This window comes from Bacillus sp. HMF5848 (assembly GCF_003944835.1).
Lineage (GTDB): Bacteria > Bacillota > Bacilli > Bacillales > HMF5848 > HMF5848.
Genome location: NZ_RWIV01000001.1, coordinates 4,346,725 through 4,368,440, shown reverse-complemented (window position 1 = coordinate 4,368,440; position 21,716 = coordinate 4,346,725). Strand labels below are relative to the sequence as shown.

General features: G+C 38.4%; 20 protein-coding genes, 1 pseudogene and 1 other annotated feature (1 of these 22 running past the window's edge). Of the genes and pseudogenes, 18 read left to right on the top strand and 3 right to left on the bottom strand.

What is annotated here, in order from left to right; all coding sequences use genetic code 11:
* The first annotated feature begins 93 nt into the window (after positions 1-93).
* From EJF36_RS20530 to EJF36_RS20475, 12 genes are all read left to right on the top strand, one after another.
* Positions 94-651, top strand: coding sequence for a DUF1836 domain-containing protein (locus tag EJF36_RS20530; RefSeq protein WP_125908086.1), 558 nt, complete (start codon positions 94-96; stop codon positions 649-651).
* Positions 652-719: 68 nt separating this feature from the next.
* Positions 720-1,463, top strand: a complete 744-nt coding sequence (locus EJF36_RS20525) for an alpha/beta hydrolase (protein ID WP_125908085.1) — start codon at positions 720-722, stop codon at positions 1,461-1,463.
* A gap of 285 nt (positions 1,464-1,748) precedes the next feature.
* The gene (locus EJF36_RS20520) at positions 1,749-2,204 is read left to right on the top strand and encodes a DUF2269 domain-containing protein (RefSeq protein ID WP_260471962.1); all 456 of its coding nucleotides are present in this window, start codon (positions 1,749-1,751) and stop codon (positions 2,202-2,204) included.
* Between the two features lie 443 nt (positions 2,205-2,647).
* Positions 2,648-4,429, top strand: coding sequence for an FAD-dependent oxidoreductase (locus EJF36_RS20515; protein WP_125908083.1), 1,782 nt, complete (start codon positions 2,648-2,650; stop codon positions 4,427-4,429).
* Positions 4,430-5,200: a (Fe-S)-binding protein gene (locus EJF36_RS20510; RefSeq protein ID WP_125908082.1), complete on the top strand. Its 771-nt coding sequence runs from the start codon at positions 4,430-4,432 to the stop codon at positions 5,198-5,200.
* Between the two features lie 40 nt (positions 5,201-5,240).
* Positions 5,241-6,233 carry a sulfurtransferase gene (locus tag EJF36_RS20505; protein ID WP_185806990.1) on the top strand — a complete coding sequence of 331 codons (993 nt, stop codon included), beginning with the start codon at positions 5,241-5,243 and terminating at the stop codon, positions 6,231-6,233.
* A gap of 15 nt (positions 6,234-6,248) precedes the next feature.
* Entirely contained in the window at positions 6,249-6,947 is a 699-nt protein-coding gene (locus EJF36_RS20500; RefSeq protein ID WP_125908080.1) for a TVP38/TMEM64 family protein, read from the top strand.
* A 264-nt stretch (positions 6,948-7,211) separates the two neighbouring features.
* Positions 7,212-8,429, top strand: coding sequence for an ABC transporter substrate-binding protein (locus tag EJF36_RS20495; RefSeq protein WP_125908079.1), 1,218 nt, complete (start codon positions 7,212-7,214; stop codon positions 8,427-8,429).
* Positions 8,410-9,264, top strand: coding sequence for an ABC transporter permease (locus tag EJF36_RS20490; RefSeq protein ID WP_125908078.1), 855 nt, complete (start codon positions 8,410-8,412; stop codon positions 9,262-9,264). Before EJF36_RS20495 ends, EJF36_RS20490 begins: the two co-directional genes overlap by 20 nt.
* On the top strand, positions 9,261-10,058 hold the full coding sequence (locus EJF36_RS20485) for an ABC transporter permease (RefSeq protein ID WP_260471961.1): 798 nt from the start codon (positions 9,261-9,263) through the stop codon (positions 10,056-10,058). Before EJF36_RS20490 ends, EJF36_RS20485 begins: the two co-directional genes overlap by 4 nt.
* 16 nt (positions 10,059-10,074) lie before the next feature.
* Positions 10,075-11,076 (top strand): ABC transporter ATP-binding protein, encoded by a 1,002-nt coding sequence (locus EJF36_RS20480; protein ID WP_125908077.1) that lies wholly within the window; start codon positions 10,075-10,077, stop codon positions 11,074-11,076.
* Positions 11,077-11,093: 17 nt separating this feature from the next.
* Complete coding sequence (locus tag EJF36_RS20475; protein WP_125908076.1) at positions 11,094-11,678, top strand: CDP-alcohol phosphatidyltransferase family protein; 585 nt, start codon at positions 11,094-11,096, stop codon at positions 11,676-11,678.
* A gap of 527 nt (positions 11,679-12,205) precedes the next feature.
* Here the strand turns inward: EJF36_RS20475 and pepF are convergent.
* Entirely contained in the window at positions 12,206-14,008 is a 1,803-nt protein-coding gene (gene pepF, locus EJF36_RS20470; RefSeq protein ID WP_125908075.1) for an oligoendopeptidase F, read from the bottom strand.
* Between the two features lie 171 nt (positions 14,009-14,179).
* On the opposite strand from pepF, the gene EJF36_RS20465 reads away from it, so the two are divergent.
* Positions 14,180-14,551: a PH domain-containing protein gene (locus tag EJF36_RS20465; RefSeq protein ID WP_125908074.1), complete on the top strand. Its 372-nt coding sequence runs from the start codon at positions 14,180-14,182 to the stop codon at positions 14,549-14,551.
* On the opposite strand, the gene EJF36_RS20460 is transcribed toward EJF36_RS20465, so the two are convergent.
* Positions 14,548-15,207, bottom strand: coding sequence for an SDR family oxidoreductase (locus EJF36_RS20460; RefSeq protein WP_125908073.1), 660 nt, complete (start codon positions 15,205-15,207; stop codon positions 14,548-14,550). The two genes, EJF36_RS20465 and EJF36_RS20460, sit on opposite strands and share 4 nt — an antisense overlap.
* A 43-nt stretch (positions 15,208-15,250) precedes the next feature.
* Between EJF36_RS20460 and EJF36_RS20455 the strand changes: the two genes are divergently transcribed.
* The 5 genes and pseudogenes from EJF36_RS20455 to EJF36_RS20435 all read left to right on the top strand — a co-directional run bounded on the left by EJF36_RS20455 (position 15,251) and on the right by EJF36_RS20435 (position 19,919).
* On the top strand, positions 15,251-16,036 hold the full coding sequence (locus EJF36_RS20455) for a helical backbone metal receptor (RefSeq protein WP_125908072.1): 786 nt from the start codon (positions 15,251-15,253) through the stop codon (positions 16,034-16,036).
* Between the two features lie 490 nt (positions 16,037-16,526).
* Positions 16,527-17,406, top strand: a pseudogene (locus EJF36_RS20450) (ABC transporter ATP-binding protein).
* A 24-nt stretch (positions 17,407-17,430) separates the two neighbouring features.
* Positions 17,431-18,177, top strand: coding sequence for an ABC transporter permease (locus tag EJF36_RS20445; RefSeq protein WP_125908071.1), 747 nt, complete (start codon positions 17,431-17,433; stop codon positions 18,175-18,177).
* Positions 18,174-19,298: a sensor histidine kinase gene (locus EJF36_RS20440; RefSeq protein ID WP_125908070.1), complete on the top strand. Its 1,125-nt coding sequence runs from the start codon at positions 18,174-18,176 to the stop codon at positions 19,296-19,298. Before EJF36_RS20445 ends, EJF36_RS20440 begins: the two co-directional genes overlap by 4 nt.
* 15 nt (positions 19,299-19,313) lie before the next feature.
* The gene (locus EJF36_RS20435; RefSeq protein ID WP_125908069.1) at positions 19,314-19,919 is read left to right on the top strand and encodes a response regulator transcription factor; all 606 of its coding nucleotides are present in this window, start codon (positions 19,314-19,316) and stop codon (positions 19,917-19,919) included.
* A gap of 414 nt (positions 19,920-20,333) precedes the next feature.
* Here the strand turns inward: EJF36_RS20435 and brnQ are convergent, their stop codons facing one another.
* Positions 20,334-21,650 (bottom strand): branched-chain amino acid transport system II carrier protein, encoded by a 1,317-nt coding sequence (brnQ, locus tag EJF36_RS20430; protein WP_125908475.1) that lies wholly within the window; start codon positions 21,648-21,650, stop codon positions 20,334-20,336.
* Positions 21,651-21,700: 50 nt separating this feature from the next.
* Positions 21,701-21,716, bottom strand: a binding site (T-box leader); it runs 222 nt beyond the window's last position.

The following is a 21,716-nucleotide window of genomic DNA, read 5'->3' as shown; positions in this document are numbered from 1 at the left end:
CTATATATCATGATACATGTTATTTAAAATATAGTCAATGTAGCTTTAAAATGGTGTATAATATTATGTACTAACATACAATGAGGGATTATATTGACGGATATAAAACAACTTATCTCAGAGCTAGATTTACAAAAAAATATTTCACTAGATGATATTCCAAACCTAGATTTGTATATGGATCAGGTTATTCAACTATTCGAAAATACATACAAAACCACTAAACGAAGTGAAAAAGATAAGATACTGACAAAGACGATGATTAATAATTATGCAAAGGACAAACTGCTTCCGCCAATCCAAAATAAAAAATACACCCGAGAGCATATTATCTTTATTAGCCTTATATATCAGTTGAAAGGAGCTCTATCTATAAATGATATTAAGGCAATTCTCACTAGTATTCACGAAAATGAGGCTATTAATATTGAGCAATTGTATAAAAAATATTTAGAGCTTATAGCCGATCAGTCGAGGGGTTTTGTGGAAGATTTAGAGAAACGACAGCTTGCGATTGAAGCAACCGTTGAGAATGTATCGCCAGATAGCCAGGAGTCTGCCGAAACGCTCCTGTTAATAGCTTCCTTTGTACATATGAGTAGTCTATATAGACGTATGGCAGAAAAGTTGGTTGATCAGCTCGAGCTATAAAAAGGGAATATGGAAACTCATGTAGAATATTTATGTGAAAGCGCTAACATAAAGAAGGAGGTTTACTGATGGAAGAAAAATTTCCGGTGTTGTTAGAGGCAGAACCATTTTACTTTGAAGGAAACAAAGTAGGTGTGTTAGTATCTCACGGCTTTACAGGTACGACACAAAGTATGCGTCCACTTGGCGAGGCCTATGCAAAAGAAGGATACACTGTATGTGGTCCTCGCTTAAAAGGACACGGCACACACTATGAGGATATGGAGCAAACAGCTTTTGAGGACTGGATTGCTTCTATAGAGTCTGGGTTATCATGGCTTCGTGAACGCTGTGAGGTTATTTTTGTAACCGGGTTATCAATGGGAGGCACATTAACGTTATACATGGCGGAGCACCACCCTGATATTCGTGCTATCATCCCTATCAATGCGGCCATCGATATTCCTGATTTATCCGCCACTGAGCAGCTGGAAGGTGTTCGATATCTAGATGCAATCGGTTCAGACTTAAAGAATCCCGATGCTAGAGAACTTACATATGATAAAACACCAGTTAAGTCAATTAGCGAGCTAGTAAAATTAATGACGATAGTAAAAGAAAAGTTACCAACTATTACATGTCCGGCCTTAATATTTGTCTCGGATGAGGATCATGTTGTCCCACCAAATAATTCTCAAATTATTTACGATTCCATTCAGTCCTCGCGAAAAGAATTGGTGCATCTTTCTAATAGCTACCATGTCGCAACACTTGATTACGATCAGAAGATTGTTATAGATAAGTCGATTGCTTTTATAAAAGAATTCATATAAAAAATTTTTATTAACCAGTTTAGTTATAGCTAGACTGGTTTTTTAGTATAAAGCTAAGTGTCAGGTCTACTTGATTTTAGTGATAAAAGCCTTATGTTATAAGTAGTACCTTGCGGTTCAGTTGGTAGATAAAAGTGACGAATTTGTGACAAAAACCCTTCTCACACACGTAATAAAATGGTAAAATTATCAAAAAGAAAATAGTGCAGGTTGAATTGTTCTTAATAGAGAACATAAATCGAATTCACTAGCACTAAATATCAACATATGGGAGGAATTTTTAAGTTGGAGAGTCTTTATGGATTGTTAGTTCTTATTCATGTAATTGCGGCAGTGGCAGGATTAGGGGCAAGTTTTGCGATGCCTATTATAGCGAACTATCCAAAAACAGTATCACAAATTAAATTTGCTATGGAGATTAATAAAAATGTTGAAAAAACGGTTAAAATCGGTAGTATTTCACTATTGTTGACGGGCTTAATTTTAGGTTTAATTAATCCAGCATTGTTTACACAAGGTTGGTATATCGCTTCTCTTCTTATTTATGTTGCGGTACAGCCTATTACAGCGGTCATTTTGCCTAAAAAAATGAAGCAAATGGGTCAGCTTATTGCAAATCATTCAAGTGAAGAAATACCAGATGAGTTTATTAAAATTCAAAAAACAACAGCACCTTACAATATGATTTTACATTCATCAGCTATTATATTAATTATCTTAATGTCTATTAAGCCGTTTTAAACGCTGCCAATATGATTAAGAAACTTTCGTGAATTATTAGAAAACTTAGATTATAAATTTATAGAAATGAAAGAAAGTGCTGTCCTGAAAATAGGTAGCACTTTTTCCTTTTTTTACAATATAATACCATATAGAGATAATACTAATTAAACCGTTATATATAAAGGGTTTGTATTTTTTTATACTTTATAACGTATTTTGTATGTTAATAAAACCTCCATTTTATCGACACAATCTTTTCAAAATTAATATCTTCACAAGCGGAGCAATGCTGTTATAGTAATACTAGTAAGTGTATTTACCTTACTAAGTATGGTAACATCGATTAATCATATAGCTTTAAAAGGAATTGTGATTTATTCGCAATTTTATTTTTACAGGTGATTGTGAAGTGCTTCACAAAATACCCTGCTAGGTTAAACCTAAAGTGAAGAGGTGACAATATGGAATTTAATCAAAAAGTAAAGGATGAAGCTGCGAAAATCGTTGATGGCTGTATGGGGCACGACGAAGCCTTTTGTGTCGCAACCTGTCCAATGCATACTGATGTAAAAAAGTACGTTGCGCAAATTGGTCTAGGTCGCTATGAGGATGCATTATTGACAATTCGCGAGAAATTATTCTTGCCAAATACATTGGGACGCATTTGTGCTCATCCGTGTGAAAGTGTATGTCGACGCAATGAAGAATTCGCTCAACCAATATCAATTGCAGCCCTAAAGAGATTTGCTGCTGAAAAAGCGGATAGAAAAGAGTTATGGGATACGTCAGTTGGAACGCCTACTGGCAGACATGTTTGCATAGTCGGAGCAGGACCAGCCGGTGCGCAAGCTGCTATTGATCTTCGCAGGCAAGGTCATGAAGTAACAATTTATGAAAAGCTACATGTTGTTGGTGGCATGATGCGTGTTGGTATTCCAGAGTATCGTTTACCACGAGATGTAATTGATTTTGAATATAGTTACCTCGAGGACCTTGGCGTTGAGATGAAGATGGGTGTCGAAATTGGAAAAGACATCACATTCGCACAGTTAAAGGAACAATATGATGCTGTTATTATTGCACATGGTGCGCATAAAGGTTCAAAGCCGCCTGTACCTGGTGTAGAAGCAGACGGTGTGTTCCATGCTGTTGAGTATTTAAAAGAAATTAGTTTAACTCACGCTTTCCCGAAAGCAGGCAAGCGCGTTGCTGTTGTTGGCGGTGGTGACGTTGCGATGGATTGTGCACGTTCATCATGGAGAATTGGTGCAGAAGAAGTATATTTAATTAGTTTAGAAGAATTAGAGAAGCTACCAGCTAGTCATTTTGAAGTAGAAGAAGCTTTAGAAGAAGGCGTAAAGTTCGTTAATGGTTGGGGTACGCAAGAAATAATCTCAGAAAATGGTCGGATTTCTTCTGTGAAAGTAAAGCGTGTTAAATCAATGTTTGATGAAGAAGGGCGTTTTAATCCAACGTTTATTGATGAGGAAATGACTTTAGAAGTAGATACTTTAATTTTTGCAACAGGACAAATAGTAGAAGATATTTCAGGTGGACTTTTAGAGCAAACGCGTGGTGGTCGCTATGTTGTTGATGCAGATACACTTGCAACAAATATTGAAAATGTATTTGTAGCAGGTGACGCTAGTGGCGGAAATATAGTTGTGCAGGCTATGGCGCTTGGTAGAAAGGCTGCAACATCAATTGGTTTATATTTCGAAGGCAAGGCTCTTACGGAAGGGCGCAATTTTGTACGTGAATATTCATATGAAACAAACCTGAATGTACCTCTACCTAAAGGTACAGTGGACTTACCTCGCACGTCAGGGAATCTCAGAAGTCCAGAAGAAAGAAAATTGGATTTTGTGCAAGCTGACCTAGGGTATACAGAAGAACAGGCTTTGAAAGAAGCAGGTCGCTGCTTGCAGTGTGAATGTAAACTCTGTATGGATGAATGTATCATGATGAATGATTATGGCGAGTGTCCACAAGACATTTTTAAAGCATTTTTAGAAACAGGCACAATTGATCCAATTATTCCTTATTCATGTAATGTTTGTGGTGGCTGTACTCACGTATGTCCAAATGATTTCCCAATGGGTGATGTGTTTATGGGCATGCGTAAAGATATGATTAAGCAAAACAACGGGAAGTCTCCGATGCCTGGTCATAAGGCAATTGAGATGCACCAAATGTTAGGCTTCTCAAAAATTTTCTGTACGAAAGTGAAGGGGGCACAATAAATGACTAAGCAGATGGGATTTATGCCGGGCTGTTCACTTCCCTCATATACACCTGATGGAGTTAGGCAAACTGCTGAATATTTAAAAGAGCTGTATCCAAACCTTGGTGGTGTGCAAAAGTGCTGTGGAAAAGGTACGAAGGCACTTGGTCAAACGGAAAAGTTTAATGACCGTTTCAGTGGATTACAAAAAGACATGGATGATGTTGGCATCGAATGTATGATTGTTGCTTGCCAAAATTGCTATAAAACTATTAAAGAAGCATCTACAACAGAAGTAGAATCTCTGTGGAAGCTCCTTCCTAAAGTTGGGCTACCAGACCATATCCGCGGAAAGGCAAAGCATAGTGATGTCGTGTTTGGCATTCATGATTCTTGTTCGACTCGTTATGAAACAGAGATTCATGATGGTATTCGTTGGATTCTTGATGAGCTTGGCTACAAGTATAAAGATAGTGAATTTTCTAGAGAAAATACTAGATGCTGTGGTTTCGGAGGTATGATCGTTCCGGCCAACCCAACATTAGCAAAACGCGTGATGGAACGTCGCGCAGATGATTTTGAGACAGATTATGTTGTTTCATATTGTGCTGCATGCCGCTCTTCTATGATGAAAGTTGGTAAAAAATCGTTTCATATTTTAGATCTTATTTGGGGTCCTGTCATTACAACTGAAAGTGAAGCCCCTGAAGATGTGCTAGCGGATGCGAAAGCATCATGGATCAATCGTTATAAATCAAAGCAAGTTATTAAAAAAGTTGTTAAATCTTAATAAACCATAAAAATATGCAGAAAGTATGGAGGAGATTGGAATGAATAAAAAAGCTATGATTAGTATTGCGACAGTTTTAGTTCTTGCAATTGCTGGGTTTTTCGTATACAAAAGCATGACAGCAGTAAAGGTGGCAGATGTAAACCTTACCGAACAACAACAAAAGATTTCCGAATATAAACATCCAGAATCAATCATTACACCTGAAGAGTTAAATGCTTTATTAGTAGATGGAAAAGAGGATATCGTTGTCATTGGTACAATGAAATCAGCTGATCAAGTTATCGATGGTTCATATGTTGTTTGGCGTGATAACTACTCTGGTACAGATGCATTTCCATATGGTGGTATGATTAATACAAAAGAAGAGCTTGAAGCTATGCTTAGCGAATTTGGTGTAAACCAAGATACAACAATTGTAACGTATGCAGCAAACGATCAACATGACTCAGCTCGTTTATTCTGGACATTTAAAGTATTAGGTCATGAAAACGTTCGTTTACTTGATGGTGGTATGAATGCTTGGTTAGGTGCTGGCTTCGAAGCAGGCGCTGTCGCAAAAGCAGGAGATCGCCCAGCAACTGAATATAAGGCAGCAGATTATAATGTAGCTAAATATGATGCATCTCTAGACATGGTGAAACAAGCAGTTGGAAACGACGATTATATTATTCTTGATACACGTAGTGAAAGTGAAGAAACAGGCGCAGACACGAAAAAAGGTGCATTTGGCCCTGGTAAAATCAAAGGCGCAACTTTCCTTGAGTACAAAATAGCAACAAAAGAAAATGGTACGTTTAAAACAAAGGCAGAGCTAGAAGAGATTTACAAAGATGTATTAAGCTCTGATAAAGAAGTAATTGCATATTGCCAATCTGGTGTGCGTAGTGCTTACACTTGGTTTGTATTAACACAAATCCTTGGCTATGAAGATGTTCTAAACTATGATGGTTCTTGGATCGAGTGGAGCTATTATGGTTACGATCAAAAAGATGCGTCTGTTAAAGACTTAACTGAAAACGGTAAGTTCTAAGGAGAGTGAATGAAGATGGCAAAGCAAGAAAAAAAAGGTGGTGCCCTTAAGCTTTTAGCTGTTGTGGCAGCTATAGCTGTAGTGTTCTTCATCGCTTGGAAAACAGGTATTTTAAATCAATTAAAAGATGTAGAAGCAATGCAAGCTTGGTTTGAAGGCTTTGGTGTGTTAGGTTACATCATTTTTATACTAGTGTTTATCGCTGTTGCGGTATTCATGTTACCAGCATCTTTATTAACGATTGTAGCTGGTATTACGTTCGGATCTGTTAAGGGCGGGTTACTAGCTTTAATTGGTGCTACTCTTGGTGCCATGGCAGCATTTTTAATCGCTAAATATGTAGCTCGTAAAATGATTGTTGAAAAATTTCAAGACAACGCTATTTTTAAAAAGATTGATGTTGGAGTGGAAAAAAATGGTGTTAGCTTTTTAATATTGTCTCGCTTAGTTCCGGTATTCCCTTACAACGTGCAAAACTATGCGTATGGGGTTACTAGCATACCATTTATGAAATACTCATTAGTATCTTTAGTAACAATGGCACCCGGCGCTTTCATCTATGCGTTCATGGCTGGTCAAATTGTTACAGAGGGAATGTCTTTTAAACTATTAATTCAATTCGCATTAGCAGGTATTATCTTATTCTTAGTTTCATTAATTCCAAAATATATTGCTAAGAAAAAAGGTATTAATATGGCAGACCTAAAAGGTTAACAAGATAATAGCGCTCGGACTTAACCGAGCGCTATTATTACGTTACAATATGTTTCTCCGCTTCATACGTTAAGGTCCCGTCATAGTTTAGCCTCATAAACAAACCTCATAATCTTAGTGATTTCATGGTTATAATTTCCGAATGACTTTGACACACAATGTTACTAATTTTAGCATAGTGCTTATAGCTATAACGTTATAAAATGTAAATATAAGTAATGCTCTAGATACTATAATTTAAATAGAAATGAGAGGAAGTTTATAATGAAGAAATTTGCATTATTGATAATACTGGCCACGCTTTTAATAGCTGGCTGTAGTAATTCAAATAGTGAAGAAACAGCAACCTCTATACTTGATCAAGATTGGCAGCAGATTGAAGAGGCAGCTAAAGGCACCGAAGTGCATATTTTTATGTGGGGTGGCGATGATGGTGTTAACTCTTATATTGATGATTGGGTCGCGCCAAGGTTAAAAGATAACTACGATATTAAGCTCGTAAGACATCCAATGGATGCTGCTGATTTTATCTCAAAGCTTATGACGGAAAAAAAAGCCGATAAAACAAAAGGTACTATTGATATAATTTGGATTAATGGTGAGAACTTCCGCAATGCAAAGGAAAACGGATTATTGCTAGGTTCCTTTGCTACTAAGTTACCAAATCTTCAAAATTACATTGGAGAAGATAAAGCGTATGTTACCAATGACATGGGTACAGCTATCGAGGGCTTAGAAGCTCCTTGGGGGAAGGTTCAGTTTGTACTAAACTATGATTCTGCTAAGGTGCAGAATCCTCCGACAACGTTTACAGAGCTATTACAGTGGGTACAGGAGAATCCAGGTCAATTTACGTATCCTAATGTGAATGACTTTACTGGAAATGCATTTGTTCGCCAGCTTCTTTATGATGTGGCTACTAATGATCCAACAGCTATTCAAAACAGTTACAATGAACAATGGCTTACGGAGAATAGTGGACGCATCTGGTCTGTGTTGAATAATTTAGAAGCATCACTATGGCGTGAAGGAAAAACATATCCAGAATCGTTAGCACAGCTAGACCAACTTTACTCAAAAGGTGAGGTTGCTTTTACGATGGCATTTAACGAAAGACGTGTATCAAGCCTGATTGAAGATGGTGTGTTCCCAGAAACAACAAAATCACTTGTGTTACAACCAGGCTCAATTGGAAATAGTCACTACTTAAGTGTTCCGTTCAACTCACCGAATGCAGCAGGGGCTATAACTGCAATAAATTTCTTCCTTTCACCAGAGGCACAAATTGCAAAAATGGACGAGAGTATGTGGGGAGAAGGTACTGTGCTGGACGCGAGTAAACTATCTGATGAGCAGCGTGCCCAATTAGAGGAGCTTTCAGGTCCATCTGTAGTGAATCCTGATGAGATTCTTCCTGAGTTGAATGCAGCTTATGCAGATTGGATTAAGGAGCATTGGGAGAATGAAGTCGTTCAAAAATAAACGTCTTCAGCCGTATGTGTATGTTTTACCTAGCTTTCTATTTTTGGCCATACTTGTTGGGTATGGCCTATGGATGGCAGGTGTAGAGAGTGTCTCTTCCGAAGGGACATATCAAAATCTCTTGTCCAATAAGGATTTTATTGATTCTGTAGGTATTAGTATTTGGGTGGCTTTTGTTTCAACGATATTATCTATTTGTATTGGCATTCTTATTACAAGGACAATGTTCAGACTGTTTAAACGAGATACATGGAAGATACTAGCTTGGTTTCCTATGTTGATTCCGCATTTTGTTGCTGCATATATTGCTTTTATTATTTTGGCACCAAGTGGGTGGCTATCGAGCTTGTTATATCAGTTGGGGTTTATCGACTCCATTAAAGATTTTCCTATTTTAATTAATGATGCCCATTATATCGGCGTAATATTTTCCTATGTTTGGAAGGAAGTTCCCTTTGTTGTATTAATGCTTCTGCCTGCGTACCAAGAGCTAGATTTACGCTTTGAGGATGTAGTTCGAACACTGGGTGGTGGGACCTGGAAGGTGTGGCAAACGGTTGAACTACCATGGATGTGGCCAGTTTTGCTCGAAATTGCACTTATTTTAATGGCATTTATTATGGGGGCGTACGAAGTACCAGCGTTACTAGGTGTAACGTATCCGAAAATGCTTCCAATTTTAGCGTATCAATGGTTTTATGAAGGGAATTGGGTTCATCGCCCTGATGCCCAAGCACTTATGGTTTTATTATCTATTGTAACGATCGCAAGCACTGCGCTTATTCTTAGCATCTCACGTAAATGGCAGAGAAAATGGATGGTGAGGGAACGTTGAGAATAAAAAAAATATGTCAAGTGACACTAACAATTCTATTCTTCATACTGTTTGTAGCACCGGTTCTTTTATTGGCCGCAAAAAGCATAGGAACGGGTTGGGTATGGCCGCTTGTTCTTCCAACTGAATGGGATTTTAGGGCTTGGAATGTCATTGTTTCGGATCCACAAGTTATTCAATCTATCAATACAACAGTCATATTAGGTGCTTTAGTGGTTATATTTAATATTTTACTTGCTTTACCAACTGCTTTTAGCTTAAGTCGCTATCATTTTCGGGGTAAATCATTTATTGAGGCATTTCTCCTCATGCCAATTCTTATTCCTGTATTAGCCATTGCTATGGGGATTCATTTTACAATGATTAAGTTAGGTCTAGCAGATAATATGCTTGGTGTACTAATCATTCATATGCTCCCGACATTGCCGTATTCTATAAGGATGCTGAAAGCAGGCTTTGATCGTCTAGATACATCATGGAGTGAACAAGCGTCAACTTTAGGAGCAAGCAAACGAGATCAGCTTTTATCAGTGACAATTCCATTATTACTGCCGAGTTTAAAAAGTACGGCATTACTAGTGTTTGTAATATCATTAAGTCAATATGTCTTAACAGCTATCATCGGGGGAGGTAATGTAACAACACTATCGATGTTATATTATCCGTATTTTAATAGCGCTGATGAAGCGATAATAGCAAGTTTTTCAGTTGTGTTTGCTTTATTACCTTTATTATTTTTACTTGTCCTAGAGGTTTTAGCGCAATTGTATGTGAAGGCTATGACGAGAGCTTAAACAAAAGGGTGATAGTATGGCATTTATAAAAATATCAAACTTAACAAAGACATTATCGAATCAAACGATTTTTACAAATCTTAACATGTCTGTATCACAAGGAGATATCATAAGTCTAGTAGGTCCGTCGGGTTGTGGGAAGACGACTTTTCTACGTAGTATAGCAGGTCTTGAACAAGTTACGGGTGGACAGCTTCTCCTTGAAGGGCAAGATATCACATATACGAAAACGGAAAAAAGGCCCATCGTTTTAATGTTTCAACAACCGCTTTTGTTTCCTCACATGACGATTTTGCAAAATATTACGTTTGGCCTTAAATATCAGAAGCATCGTTTACCAAAAAGAGAACGTCTTGCTAGTGGCTTGAGAATGTTAGAGAAAATAGGGTTATCTGACTACGGCTCTAGATACCCTCATCAGTTATCTGGCGGACAGCAGCAACGAGTAGCATTAGCAAGAGCGTTAGTTATGAATCCGGCTTTGTTACTTCTAGATGAGCCTTTTAGTAGTCTAGATCCTAATTTACGTTCAGCACTGCGTACATGGGTAAGGGACTTTTTAAAAAAAGAAGGTGTTACAGCTATATTTGTTACACATGACCGTGAAGAAGCAATGAGCATAGGTGATCAAGTAGTGGTCATGAAGGATGGTATGTTTCAGCAAATAGGAGCCCCAAATACGGTGTATCAACAGCCAGTCAATCGAGAGGTAGCGGCATTATTTTCTGAAGGGTTGATTATTGAAAAGGGCTTTATTGCGGCAAATAAAATCTCGCTTTCGCAAAAAGGCTTGAATAAGAATGCCAGTAGTCATATTCATGGAGCTTGTGTGGAAGAGAAATTTTTAAAGTACGGACAAATGTTTTACAAGGTACACTTGAAGGAAATAGACCAACGTGTTGTGATTATGAGCCAGGATGAGTTTACTGAAGGCTCTAAAGTGTTTGTTATCTACGATAGTAAGGATATACAACTATTTAATCATACCTCACCTACTAACAAAGTAGAAATGAAGTAATAAAGGATGTGTGACTCATGTTAGATACAAAAGCGCGTCACTTAGTGCAACCTGGAATAGAGCGCACTGCTCGCATGCTTCTCAAAGTAGGATTAACAGCAGACCATGTTACGACTATTGCCTTCGTTATTGGTGCATCATCAGGGATATTTATTTATCTTGATCTTCCATTTTGGGCCTTATTTGTACTATGGTTCTCTGGATTTCTAGATGCAGTGGATGGAACTATGGCCCGACTTACAAAGCCATCTTCATTTGGAACGGTTCTTGATGTTAGCTATGATAGACTTGTTGAAATAAGCGTGATTTTAGGTTTAGCGTTTCGATTCCCAGACGCAATGTGGGCTCTGTTACTATTAAGTGTTTCTATTATATACGCGATGACGATTTTTTTAACAGTAGGAGCAGTGTCTGAAAAGAATGGTGTTAAATCATTTTATTATCAACCAGGGCTGGCTGAGCGTACAGAAGGCTTTGTGTTGTTTTCACTAATGATTATCTTTACAGATTTTTTAGTTCCAATTACATTACTATTTTTAGCAGTAGAGATTTTCACATCGCTACAGCGTTTAAATGAAGCTAGAAAAATCCTAAAAGCATAGCTAATGATGGTGTTATATCCGACGTACGCAGCTATTGTAACAACGTGCCGCGGATCGATTTTGTCATAATAATTATTTTAAGGATCTTAGTCTAGTATTATAAGACGGTATTTAAAAATGAGACTATAACAAAAACGAGGTGGCAAAAAAGCTAGCTCGTTTTTGTTATGACTGGGAGTTTAGTTTCCGAGTAAGCGTTCCTGTCGAAAGGGCAGCCATGAGTATCTGTGTGTCGAAAAATGAATGATTTTGTAGGTGCCTGGCACTACATTTTTTAACGGTATGAGAAACCCAGTCATAGCAAGGGTGCAGATTTTGTCGAAGAATGCAGGTGCCTGGCACCACCATCCCTTGACCGAGGAACCGTCCATTACTAGGTATTTACCATTAACACTGGCACCGTTCATTACCACGTGTTGCCATTAACGCTCGCACCGTCCGTCATCACGTGTTTGCCTTGCAGTTGTACGTCCAGACAGTCCATGACAAAGTCCATCTCCTAGTAAAAGAAGATGGACTGCTCAATATTATGCAAAGCTTTTCTCTAAATCCTCGATCAGCGAGCCGACGTATGTTACGGCTTTGCGAATAGCATCTGGTTCTGACATATCAACGCCAGCCTTACTCATTAGTTCAAGCGGCTTCAATGTACCTCCAGCTTTTAAAACTTCTAGCCATCTGTCTACAACCGGCTGCCCCTCTTCCAGCATCATTTGGTGGACAGCAGTGGAGGCTGTTAGCCCTGCTGAATATGTGTACGGATATAAGCCCATATAGTAATGAGGCTGACGCATCCATGTGAGGCTAGCGCCTTCATCAATCTCGACTGAATCGCCCCAGAATTCTTTTAATACAGCCGCTTTCATGGCACTTAATGAAGTCGCAGTGAGTGCTTTGCCGTTTTCTGCAGCCTCATACACTCTACGTTGGAATTCTCCTTCAAGTAAGTGAGTCACAAAGTTGTGATAATATGTGCCGATGAATTGCAGTAATACCCAACGCTTCATGCGAGCATCGTTTGTTTTGTTTAAAATATGATGACCTAAAATAAGCTCGTTCATCGTAGATGGTGCTTCTACAAAGTATGTCGAAGGACGCGTATTAGACACGCGCTGATGCTTATTCGCTAAATAAAAGTGACCAGCATGTCCTAATTCGTGAGCTAAAATAAAGGCCCCTCGCATAGAATCAGTCCAAGTTATTAAAATATATGGATGGGCGCCATAAGGACTTGCACAAAAAGCTCCTGTTGCTTTTCCTACGTTATCGGCAAGGTCAACCCAGCGCTCGGATAATCCTTTTTCCATAATAGCGGAGTATTCAGGTCCCATTACTTTTAATGCTTCTAAAATTACCTCGGAGGCCTCTTCATACGTTGTTTTTGGATTGAATTCCGGGTCTAGCGGAGCTTTTAGATCACAAAACTTCAACGTTTCAAGACCTAACACACGTTTTTTTAAATCCGCAAAGCGCCTCATAAATGGTGCCAACTCATTAAAAATTACATCAAGCTGATTGTTATACATGTCCTGCGTCACTTGTTGTGGGTGCAAAAGCATGTGTGTGACAGATTCATAGTTTCTCAAGCGTGATAATGTTACTTGTTTTTTAACTTCTGTAGCGTATGTCGCAGCAAACGTATTTTTATATTGCTGAAGTGTTTTGATAAATGATTCATAAGCGTTGCGTCGCACAGTTGTATCCTCTGAAATTTCATAGCGATCTTCATATAACGCAAAAGAGTTAGACAGCACCTCACCTTTGCCGTCTTTAAAGGAGTCAAATTGCATGTCAGATAGCTTGCTACGGTTATAAATGACATACGGTGCTCCATGCACCTCTCCAAGCGCAGCTAATACTTCTTCCGTCTCTGGCGTTAATGTATATGGTTTGTTAGCAAGAATATCTTTTAATGTTTTACTAAACTGTTTTAACCCCGGCTCTGCCTCTATATACCCCTCTACTGTACCATCTGGGAGCGCTAGAATTTCCGATTCAATAAAGGACAGCTTTGCGCTAATTGTTGCGTACATAGATGCAGCTTGTGAAACGTTGCCTTGATAAGTAGGATCTGTGCCATCACCAGAATTTTGTAAGTTTGCATATGTATACGCGCGAATCATTCTCTCTGCTACTTCATCTCGAGCGACTAAGCACTGAAGCAACTGCTGTGGTCCTTCTCCGAACGTTCCTTTATATTTAGTGACAGTTGCAATATCCTGCTGAATAGCCGTAAGTTCAGTCTCCCATGCTTCATCGGACATGAATAAATCCTCTAGCTTCCATGTTAGTTCTGTAGGTACTTCTTGACGTGTGAGTCTTTTTGACATCGTATCTCCTCCTTGTTATGTTGGTATATCAAATTATTTCGTATATCTAATTATATGGCATGTGCAATAATTTTTAAATAAAAAATAGTTTAAATTTTCTTTCTAATATATGTTGTTTATCGAGTGTATTCTAGTACAATAGTAATATCATAGTTTTGGAGGGTTTTACATATGGCAGATGTGTATGCAAAAATCGTAGGTTTATCTGAAGTACATGAAGATGATGGTCTTGAAATTTATGACTTTCTTTTACTTGAAGATGAGGAAGTTCTTTTATCATATAAATCAATTCGTGACCGTTTAGTTATAACAGACTCAAAGCTTATCATTATAAACGTCCAAGGGTTAACGGGTAAAAAGAAGGAATATATGGTCATTCCGTTTTCGAAAATCTCAGCCTTCTCTGTTGAAAGCGCAGGTTCATTTGATTTAGATGCCGAGTTAAAAATATATGCATCAGGCATTAATCAATTAGAGCTGCAGCTAACAAAACATACAGATGTCCGTCCACTTGCAGCTCTATTAAGTCAAGCAATAAGCTAAATAATTATTTCAAGACGCCCATCATTTTGATTATAAATAGTTTGGGCAACAGCAGCAGGATTTTTAAGGCGGCTTTGATCTGAGATGTGGTGACTGTTTAGCCAAAAAGGTGTATTCATGCCACCCATATATACGGCTGTAATATGTAGTGGTGATTCTGCATACTCTTTTTGCAGACTTTCTGTAAATCCACGGACAGCGAATTTACTTGCAACATACACAGATTCGTTTACTTTGCCTTTGAGTCCTGCTGTTGAAATAATATTGAGGATTGTTCCCTTTTGTTGTTTTTTGAAAAATGATAAACATGCTTGTGTCATAAAAATAGTACCTTTAACATTCGTATCAATGATGGTGTTCATTTCTTCTAAACTGTAAGTCTCAAGTGGACCGAAGTAGCCGACACCAGCATTATTTATTAGCATGTCTATCGATTGATGCTTTTCTAGTAACGATTGTATCGTGTGCTGTACATTATGATAATTTGTAATATCACAAACAACAGTATAAGCGTTTGCTCCGATTTCAGTCTGTACGTCCTTTAGCTTTTGTAAGGATCTCCCTACTAATATTACTTCATAATCGTGATTGGCATACAACAGAGCAAGCTCTTTCCCTAGTCCGGATCCTGCACCTGTGATTATAACTCGTTTCATACTGTAAACCTCCATAAATTTTAAAAATTGAGGTGTTCTAGCGTTGAAAAAACAAATGGTTGATGCGGTTGGTCGTCAATTTAGCTACGCATACCCACCGACGCGTATTGTATCGCTCGTCCCAGGCATTACAGAAACGTTGTTTGCCCTTGGTTTAGAGGAGCAAGTTGTCGGAAGAACAAGATTTTGTAAATTTCCTATTGATAAAGTAGAGAAGGTCCCTGCTATTAGTGGTACGAAAGATATAAACATAGATCGTATTCGCGCGTTGAAGCCCGACCTCATTATAGCGGAGAAAGAGGAAAATACAAAAGATATTGTTGAGACATTAGAAAAAGAGTTCCCCGTGTATGTAGCTGAAATTCAAAGTGTAAACTCTGCCCTCGATACAATTGAGCAGCTAGGGTTTATATTGAATGTAAGAGACAAAGCCGCACAACTAGTATGTAGTATTCGTGAGCAGTTTCATGAACTTGGAAAAGTGTCTAGGAAACGAGTTGCATACTTCATATGGAGAAAACCATATATGGTTGCTGGTCGCGATACGTATATTAATTCTGTTTTAACGATGCTTGGCTATGAAAATGTATTCACAGATAGGGATAGTAGGTATCCAGCTGTTGACGTAAAGGACATTCAATTAGCCAGAGTAGATTATATTTTTCTTGCGAGTGAGCCTTTTCCGTTCTCAGAGAAGCATAAAAAGGAGTTGCAGGATATTGTTCCTGATGTTCCCGTTGTTTTAGTTGATGGCGAAATGTTTTGGTCCGGAGCAAAAATGCTAGAAGCAGCGAAATATTTTAAAAATCTGCAGAAGACTTGTCCGTGAGGGTAGGTCTTTTTTTGTCGGGATGCACGTATAGTTCCTGATTGGCTTAAGGCAGCACGGTTTACGTGAAGTTTACGTGAAGTTGTAATATTTTTACGTCGAATACAGTCAGTGTTTGTTATATTTTGTCGGTACATAGTACCGACAAAATACAGTGTTTGAAAAACCCAGTCATATCAAGGGGGCAAGATAAGTCGGAAAATGACGGTACCACGTACCGACAATAAACGACATAGAACTACATTACATATCACTATTAACCTCCGAAAAACAAGACTTCATTGGCAATATTAGTGAAAAGATCGTCGAACACTTTTTTCATTTAATAAATCCTCTCTACTCCTTCAAGCGTCCCCTTCCTCCTAGTTACTTCCCAACTGACATTCATGACAAAAGTCATCTCAAACTCATGACATCACTAACTAACGCGGCAATCTCCAACGACGTAAAATGTAACTATAAACAAAGCGGCGAAGGGAGAATAAGAAAAATGACAGCCATATCATGTGAAGGTGTAACAAAAATTTTTAAAAACAATATAGCTGTAAACAACCTTACGATGGACATACAAGAGGGGCAAGTAACTGCCATCCTCGGCCCTAACGGTGCCGGAAAGACTACAACAATTTCCATGTTACTTGGATTGATTCAGCCTACAGAAGGAACTATCAAAATACTTGGTGATAGTCTTACTAGTAGGCAGGTGAAAAATAGAGTGGGTGCGTTACTTCAAGAGAATGCGATTATTCATAACGTAAAGGTTAAAGAATTAATCGAAGTGTTTCGAAGTTATTATAAAAATCCAATATCAACACACAAACTACTGCAGTTGGCCGGGCTAGAACAGCAAGCGAATGTGATGGCTACAAAGCTTTCAGGGGGGCAAAGGCGAAGGTTGAATTTTGCTTTGGCGGTTGTAGGGAATCCTGATTTGCTGTTTCTTGATGAACCTACAGTTGGAATGGATGTGGAGGCTCGTAAGCAATTTTGGCAGACCATTCACTCATTGGCGCGAGAAGGTAAGACAGTGATTCTTACCACGCATTATTTAGAAGAAGCTGACCAAACTGCTGATAGAATATTAGTCATGACAAATGGGTCAATCACCGCTGATGGCTCTCCGCAAGAAATCAAAAAAACTTTTACAAGAAAAATGATTTCGTTTAAACCAGGACGCGTTATTAGTCATACCTGGTGTGGAGGGTGTAACTTGGTCGGAAAATAAAGTATGTATAAACACAGTTGAAACAGATGATGTTCTTAAACATATCGTAAAGGCTAACTTGGATGTATCAGATATAGAAATTTCTCGCGGAAGATTAGAAGATGCATTTGAAACAATTGTAAAAGAAAAGAAAAATACCTATTAATTAGAAGGAATCGGAGGGTGTATCATGAATATATTATTATCACAGTGCAAATTAGAGCTCGTGCGAACGTTACGTAATCCTTTTTTCTTAGTATTTTCTGTTATTATGCCTGTTGCCTTTTATTTTATTTTTTCCAATACAGTCGGCAATACTCAGCAAGTGGATGGTGTCGCGTGGAATGCCTATTATTTAATGTCAATGACGATTTTTGGTCTTGTTGGCGCGGCGATTAGTACGTTTGGCATAGGCTTGGCACAGGAAGGTTCTCAAGGCTGGATTAAGCAAATGAAGGTGACGCCTCTTCCAACCTGGATTTACTATGCAGCTAAGCTATTTACACAATCCATTATCAATGCTGTTATTATTATCGTCATGTTTTTAGCAGGGAGCTTGTTAAATGATGTTGATTTAGCTACCTCTCAATGGATATACAGTGGTCTATGGATTTGGATTGGCGTACTCCCTTTCTTAGCGCTCGGTATGGTAGTAGGACAATTTAAAACAGTGGATACAGCATCTATATTTGCGAACATCTCTCACTTAGGATTGGCTCTGCTCGGAGGGTTATGGATGCCACTTGATGCCATGCCGAAACTTATGCAAACAATTGGTGAGTGGATGCCTACAAATCGATATGGTGAAGGAGCATGGAACATTATAGCTGGTAGAGGCTTGAATGTAACGGATATTTTGCTATTAAGCTCTTACTTTATTATATTTGCGGGGGTGGCCATTATCATCTCCAAGAAAAGGACTGTTCAAGAAGCGTGAAATCATTTAGACTTTTTCCGGAAAAATATCAATATATGCCATTAATCTGGCTTATATATTTATCCTATCCTATATACATGCTAGCAAGTGAATCATTGTTGAAGGAAGTATTAGGTTATATCATGATGCTTCTATTTCTAGTTATTTACCGAGATAGTTTTTGGCGCCCAAAGTACAATGCCATTCATATGTATCTTGAACTAGCTATTATTTATGCATTTACACTAATCTATTCACCTTACTTTTTTTATATGGGATTTTACCCTGCTAATTTAGTAGCATTTATTGAAGGTAAAAATCAAAAGATGGGATTCGCGGCTTCCATCACGTTACTTATTACAATTACAGTATGGTTAAACGATGTTGAAATGTTCTCAGGGTTATTCTTTTCGATCATTGCACCATATATCATTATGATGTGCTTACCATTTGTTATGAGCGCGCAAGTAAAATATCAAGATATGCAGGAACAGCTTAGTGTTGCAAATCAACAAATAAAAGAGCTCATTAAACGCGAGGAACGCCAAAGAATCGCCAGAGACCTCCATGACACGCTTGGTCAAACACTATCGCTTATCACTTTAAAAAGTGAATTAGTTGAGAAGCTTGTACGTAAAGACCCTGATAGAGCTATTCAGGAGGCAAAAGATATTGCACATACATCTCGCTCCACATTAAAACAAGTTAGAGAAATTGTTGCGGATATGAAGGTTGTTAAATTAATGGATGAGATAGAGGACATTGAATCTCTATTACAATCGGCGAATATAAAAGTAAGGGTAATAGGAGAAGCAAAGGTTTTTACAGCTAATAAATTACATGAGAGTATCATTGCCATGTGCTTAAAGGAAAGTGTCACAAATATTGTAAAGCATAGTCAAGCTACATCTTGTACGATCACATTTCAAGAAGGGCAAGGCATTCTTATATTAAAAGTAACTGATAATGGAATTGGTATGAAGGTCATGTCTAAAAAGGGAAATGGCATAATAGGGATGCAGGAAAGACTACAGTTAATCTCAGGTAAGTGGGAGTATCATGAAAATCCATCTGGGGGTATATCAATTGTTATTTCGGTCCCTAAGCTAAAAGAGAATGACGCTTTAATAGGGAGTGCGTAAGGAGAGACAATCTAGATGATATCAATTGTTTTAGCAGAAGACCAAGGCATGTTAAGAGGAGCACTTGGTGCTTTGTTAAGCTTAGAAGATGATTTTATCATTGTGGGAGAAGCTGCTAATGGAGAAGAAGCATATGAGTTGATTACAAAGCATAATCCAGATATTTGTGTCATGGATATAGAAATGCCAATCATGACGGGATTAGATGTAGCGGAGAAAGTTAAACAAGAAGGGCAAGCATGTAAGATTATCATTCTGACAACCTTTGCAAGACCAGGATATTTTCAAAGAGCGATACAAGCGGGTGTTCATGGGTATTTGTTAAAAGACAGTCCTAGTAGTGAGCTCGCACAATATATTCGTAAGATAATAGAGGGGAAACGTATCATAAGTCCTGAGCTGTCCTTGTCAGTATGGCAGGAAACCAACCCACTTACAGAGCGAGAGTTAGATGTGTTAAAGAGCGCTGCTGAAGGAAAGACATCAAAGGAAATTGCAAGCATGTTATTTTTATCAAACGGCACTGTTCGTAATTACATGTCGGAAATATTACGTAAGCTCAATGCTACCAATCGTGTTGAGGCAATTAGTATTGCTAAGAAAAAAGGTTGGCTGAAATAATAACTAAATAATAAGGAGATGGAAAGTATGAAAGAAATCCGTTGGGGAAGTCCTTTAGGTTTAGCTTGTGTAGGAGTATTTTTTATGGGACTTGCTGCTTTACTTTTTGTATTTTGGGGAACATTTTTATAATTTTGGCTTTGTCAAAGATAGCTGTTGATTTTTAAATACTTTTAATAGTAGCGAAGCACATGATAGAAGACAAAAAGACTCAGAGCGCCACGTCCTGTCGCAACGCTCGCATGACCAGCCACCTGCAGGTTTCCGTTCTGGCGCATTGTCGGCACTAGCCAGATGTCCTGTGCGTCGGAGGTTTCCGAACCGTCCGCGGAAGCGAGTGCAGTGGAGCGAAAATCAACATTGAAGTCTAACATATACTAAGCCCGTAGACATGCTCTACGGGCTTAATATATGTTAGGCAGCCTTTTGCCTTGGTGTATTAATACGTTGCTTACTTGTCATGAGATAACCGGTTATGCCACCAACAATGGCAGGAAGTATCCAGCCTAGACTATAGCTAGCAAATGGCAAAAGATTCATCATTTCATCTACCACTCCAAAAGAAAGCCCCGTGGCCTTAATTCCTTCGTATAGGGCGACTAAGCCTGTCATAGTCATCGCACCCACATATACAGAATGAGAGCCTTTAAATAATGGATGTAGGAAAGCCAAAACAACTAGAACAATCGTTAATGGGTATGCCATTACTAAGAACGGCACTGATACAGTTAGTATTTGGTTCAATCCTAAGTTAGCAAGTCCTAAACTAACTAGAGTTACAACAACAACGACGGTTTTATAGCTAACACGAGGCCAAACCTTTGAAAAATATTGCCCACATGCTGTTGTTAATCCGACACACGTAGTGAAGCATGCTAAAGTAAATATAATGCCAAGCAAGATGCTACCAGCCGAACCGAATAACAGAGAGGCTGAAGCAGATAAAATTTCCGTCCCGTTTGTGTAACTGCCGAAGGCTACCATTTTAGCACCCATGACACCTAGCACGATATATACGAAAGCAAGTGCGGCACCAGCAATAAGACCGATTGATAACGTGTACCGAAACACAGATTTTCGATCAGATATTCCTTTCTGTTTTAATGCGCTAATGATAACAATACCGAAAGCTAAAGAAGCAAGAGCATCCATCGTCGCATAGCCATCTAGGAACCCTTTAAAGAATGCCCCCTCTTGCATGCGCTCAACAGGTGCCGCGAACCCACTATTTAAACGAATGAATGCTACTACACTTAAAACTAAAATAGATAATAATAAAGCCGGTGTAATCCAGCGCCCCATATAATCCATCATTTTAGATTCGTTTAAGCTGACAACATATACAAGACCAAAAAATACGAGTGAAAACAGCAGCAATGATAGCGTGCTACTACTATTCATAAACGGTTTTAAGCTCATTTCAAATGCAACTGTTGCGTTACGCGGAATCGCAAGAAACGGGCCGATAGATAAATAAACAATAGCAATAAATACGGTACTAAATAATGGATGAACACGATCTGCAAGTGCTTCTGCTCCCCCTCTCACAAGGGAAATAGCTGCTAGAACAATAACGGGAAGGCCTACCCCTGTTGCAATGAAGCCAGCCATTGCTATCCAAAAGGAACTACCGGCTTCAGCTCCTAAAAACGGTGGAAACATTAAGTTACCTGCCCCAAAAAACATTGAAAATAACATAAGTCCAATTAATAATACATCGTTCTTTTTCATCATAATACTCTCCTTCTATCTGTTTAAAAAATAAAAAACTCGTCCCTAATCGAAGGGACGAGTTAC

Bases quoted from the DNA above. Each gene is read 5' to 3' on its own strand.
- pepF (WP_125908075.1), bottom strand. From the start codon at position 14,008: ATGTCAAAAAGACTCACACGTCAAGAAGTACCTACAGAACTAACATGG.
- EJF36_RS20505 (WP_185806990.1), top strand. From the start codon at position 5,241: ATGAATAAAAAAGCTATGATTAGTATTGCGACAGTTTTAGTTCTTGCA.
- EJF36_RS20465 (WP_125908074.1), top strand. From the start codon at position 14,180: ATGGCAGATGTGTATGCAAAAATCGTAGGTTTATCTGAAGTACATGAA.
- EJF36_RS20510 (WP_125908082.1), top strand. From the start codon at position 4,430: ATGACTAAGCAGATGGGATTTATGCCGGGCTGTTCACTTCCCTCATAT.
- EJF36_RS20515 (WP_125908083.1), top strand. From the start codon at position 2,648: ATGGAATTTAATCAAAAAGTAAAGGATGAAGCTGCGAAAATCGTTGAT.
- EJF36_RS20500 (WP_125908080.1), top strand. From the start codon at position 6,249: ATGGCAAAGCAAGAAAAAAAAGGTGGTGCCCTTAAGCTTTTAGCTGTT.
- EJF36_RS20480 (WP_125908077.1), top strand. From the start codon at position 10,075: ATGGCATTTATAAAAATATCAAACTTAACAAAGACATTATCGAATCAA.
- EJF36_RS20490 (WP_125908078.1), top strand. From the start codon at position 8,410: ATGAAGTCGTTCAAAAATAAACGTCTTCAGCCGTATGTGTATGTTTTA.
- brnQ (WP_125908475.1), bottom strand. From the start codon at position 21,650: ATGAAAAAGAACGATGTATTATTAATTGGACTTATGTTATTTTCAATG.
- EJF36_RS20460 (WP_125908073.1), bottom strand. From the start codon at position 15,207: ATGAAACGAGTTATAATCACAGGTGCAGGATCCGGACTAGGGAAAGAG.
- EJF36_RS20525 (WP_125908085.1), top strand. From the start codon at position 720: ATGGAAGAAAAATTTCCGGTGTTGTTAGAGGCAGAACCATTTTACTTT.
- EJF36_RS20495 (WP_125908079.1), top strand. From the start codon at position 7,212: ATGAAGAAATTTGCATTATTGATAATACTGGCCACGCTTTTAATAGCT.
- EJF36_RS20475 (WP_125908076.1), top strand. From the start codon at position 11,094: ATGTTAGATACAAAAGCGCGTCACTTAGTGCAACCTGGAATAGAGCGC.
- EJF36_RS20445 (WP_125908071.1), top strand. From the start codon at position 17,431: ATGAATATATTATTATCACAGTGCAAATTAGAGCTCGTGCGAACGTTA.
- EJF36_RS20435 (WP_125908069.1), top strand. From the start codon at position 19,314: ATGATATCAATTGTTTTAGCAGAAGACCAAGGCATGTTAAGAGGAGCA.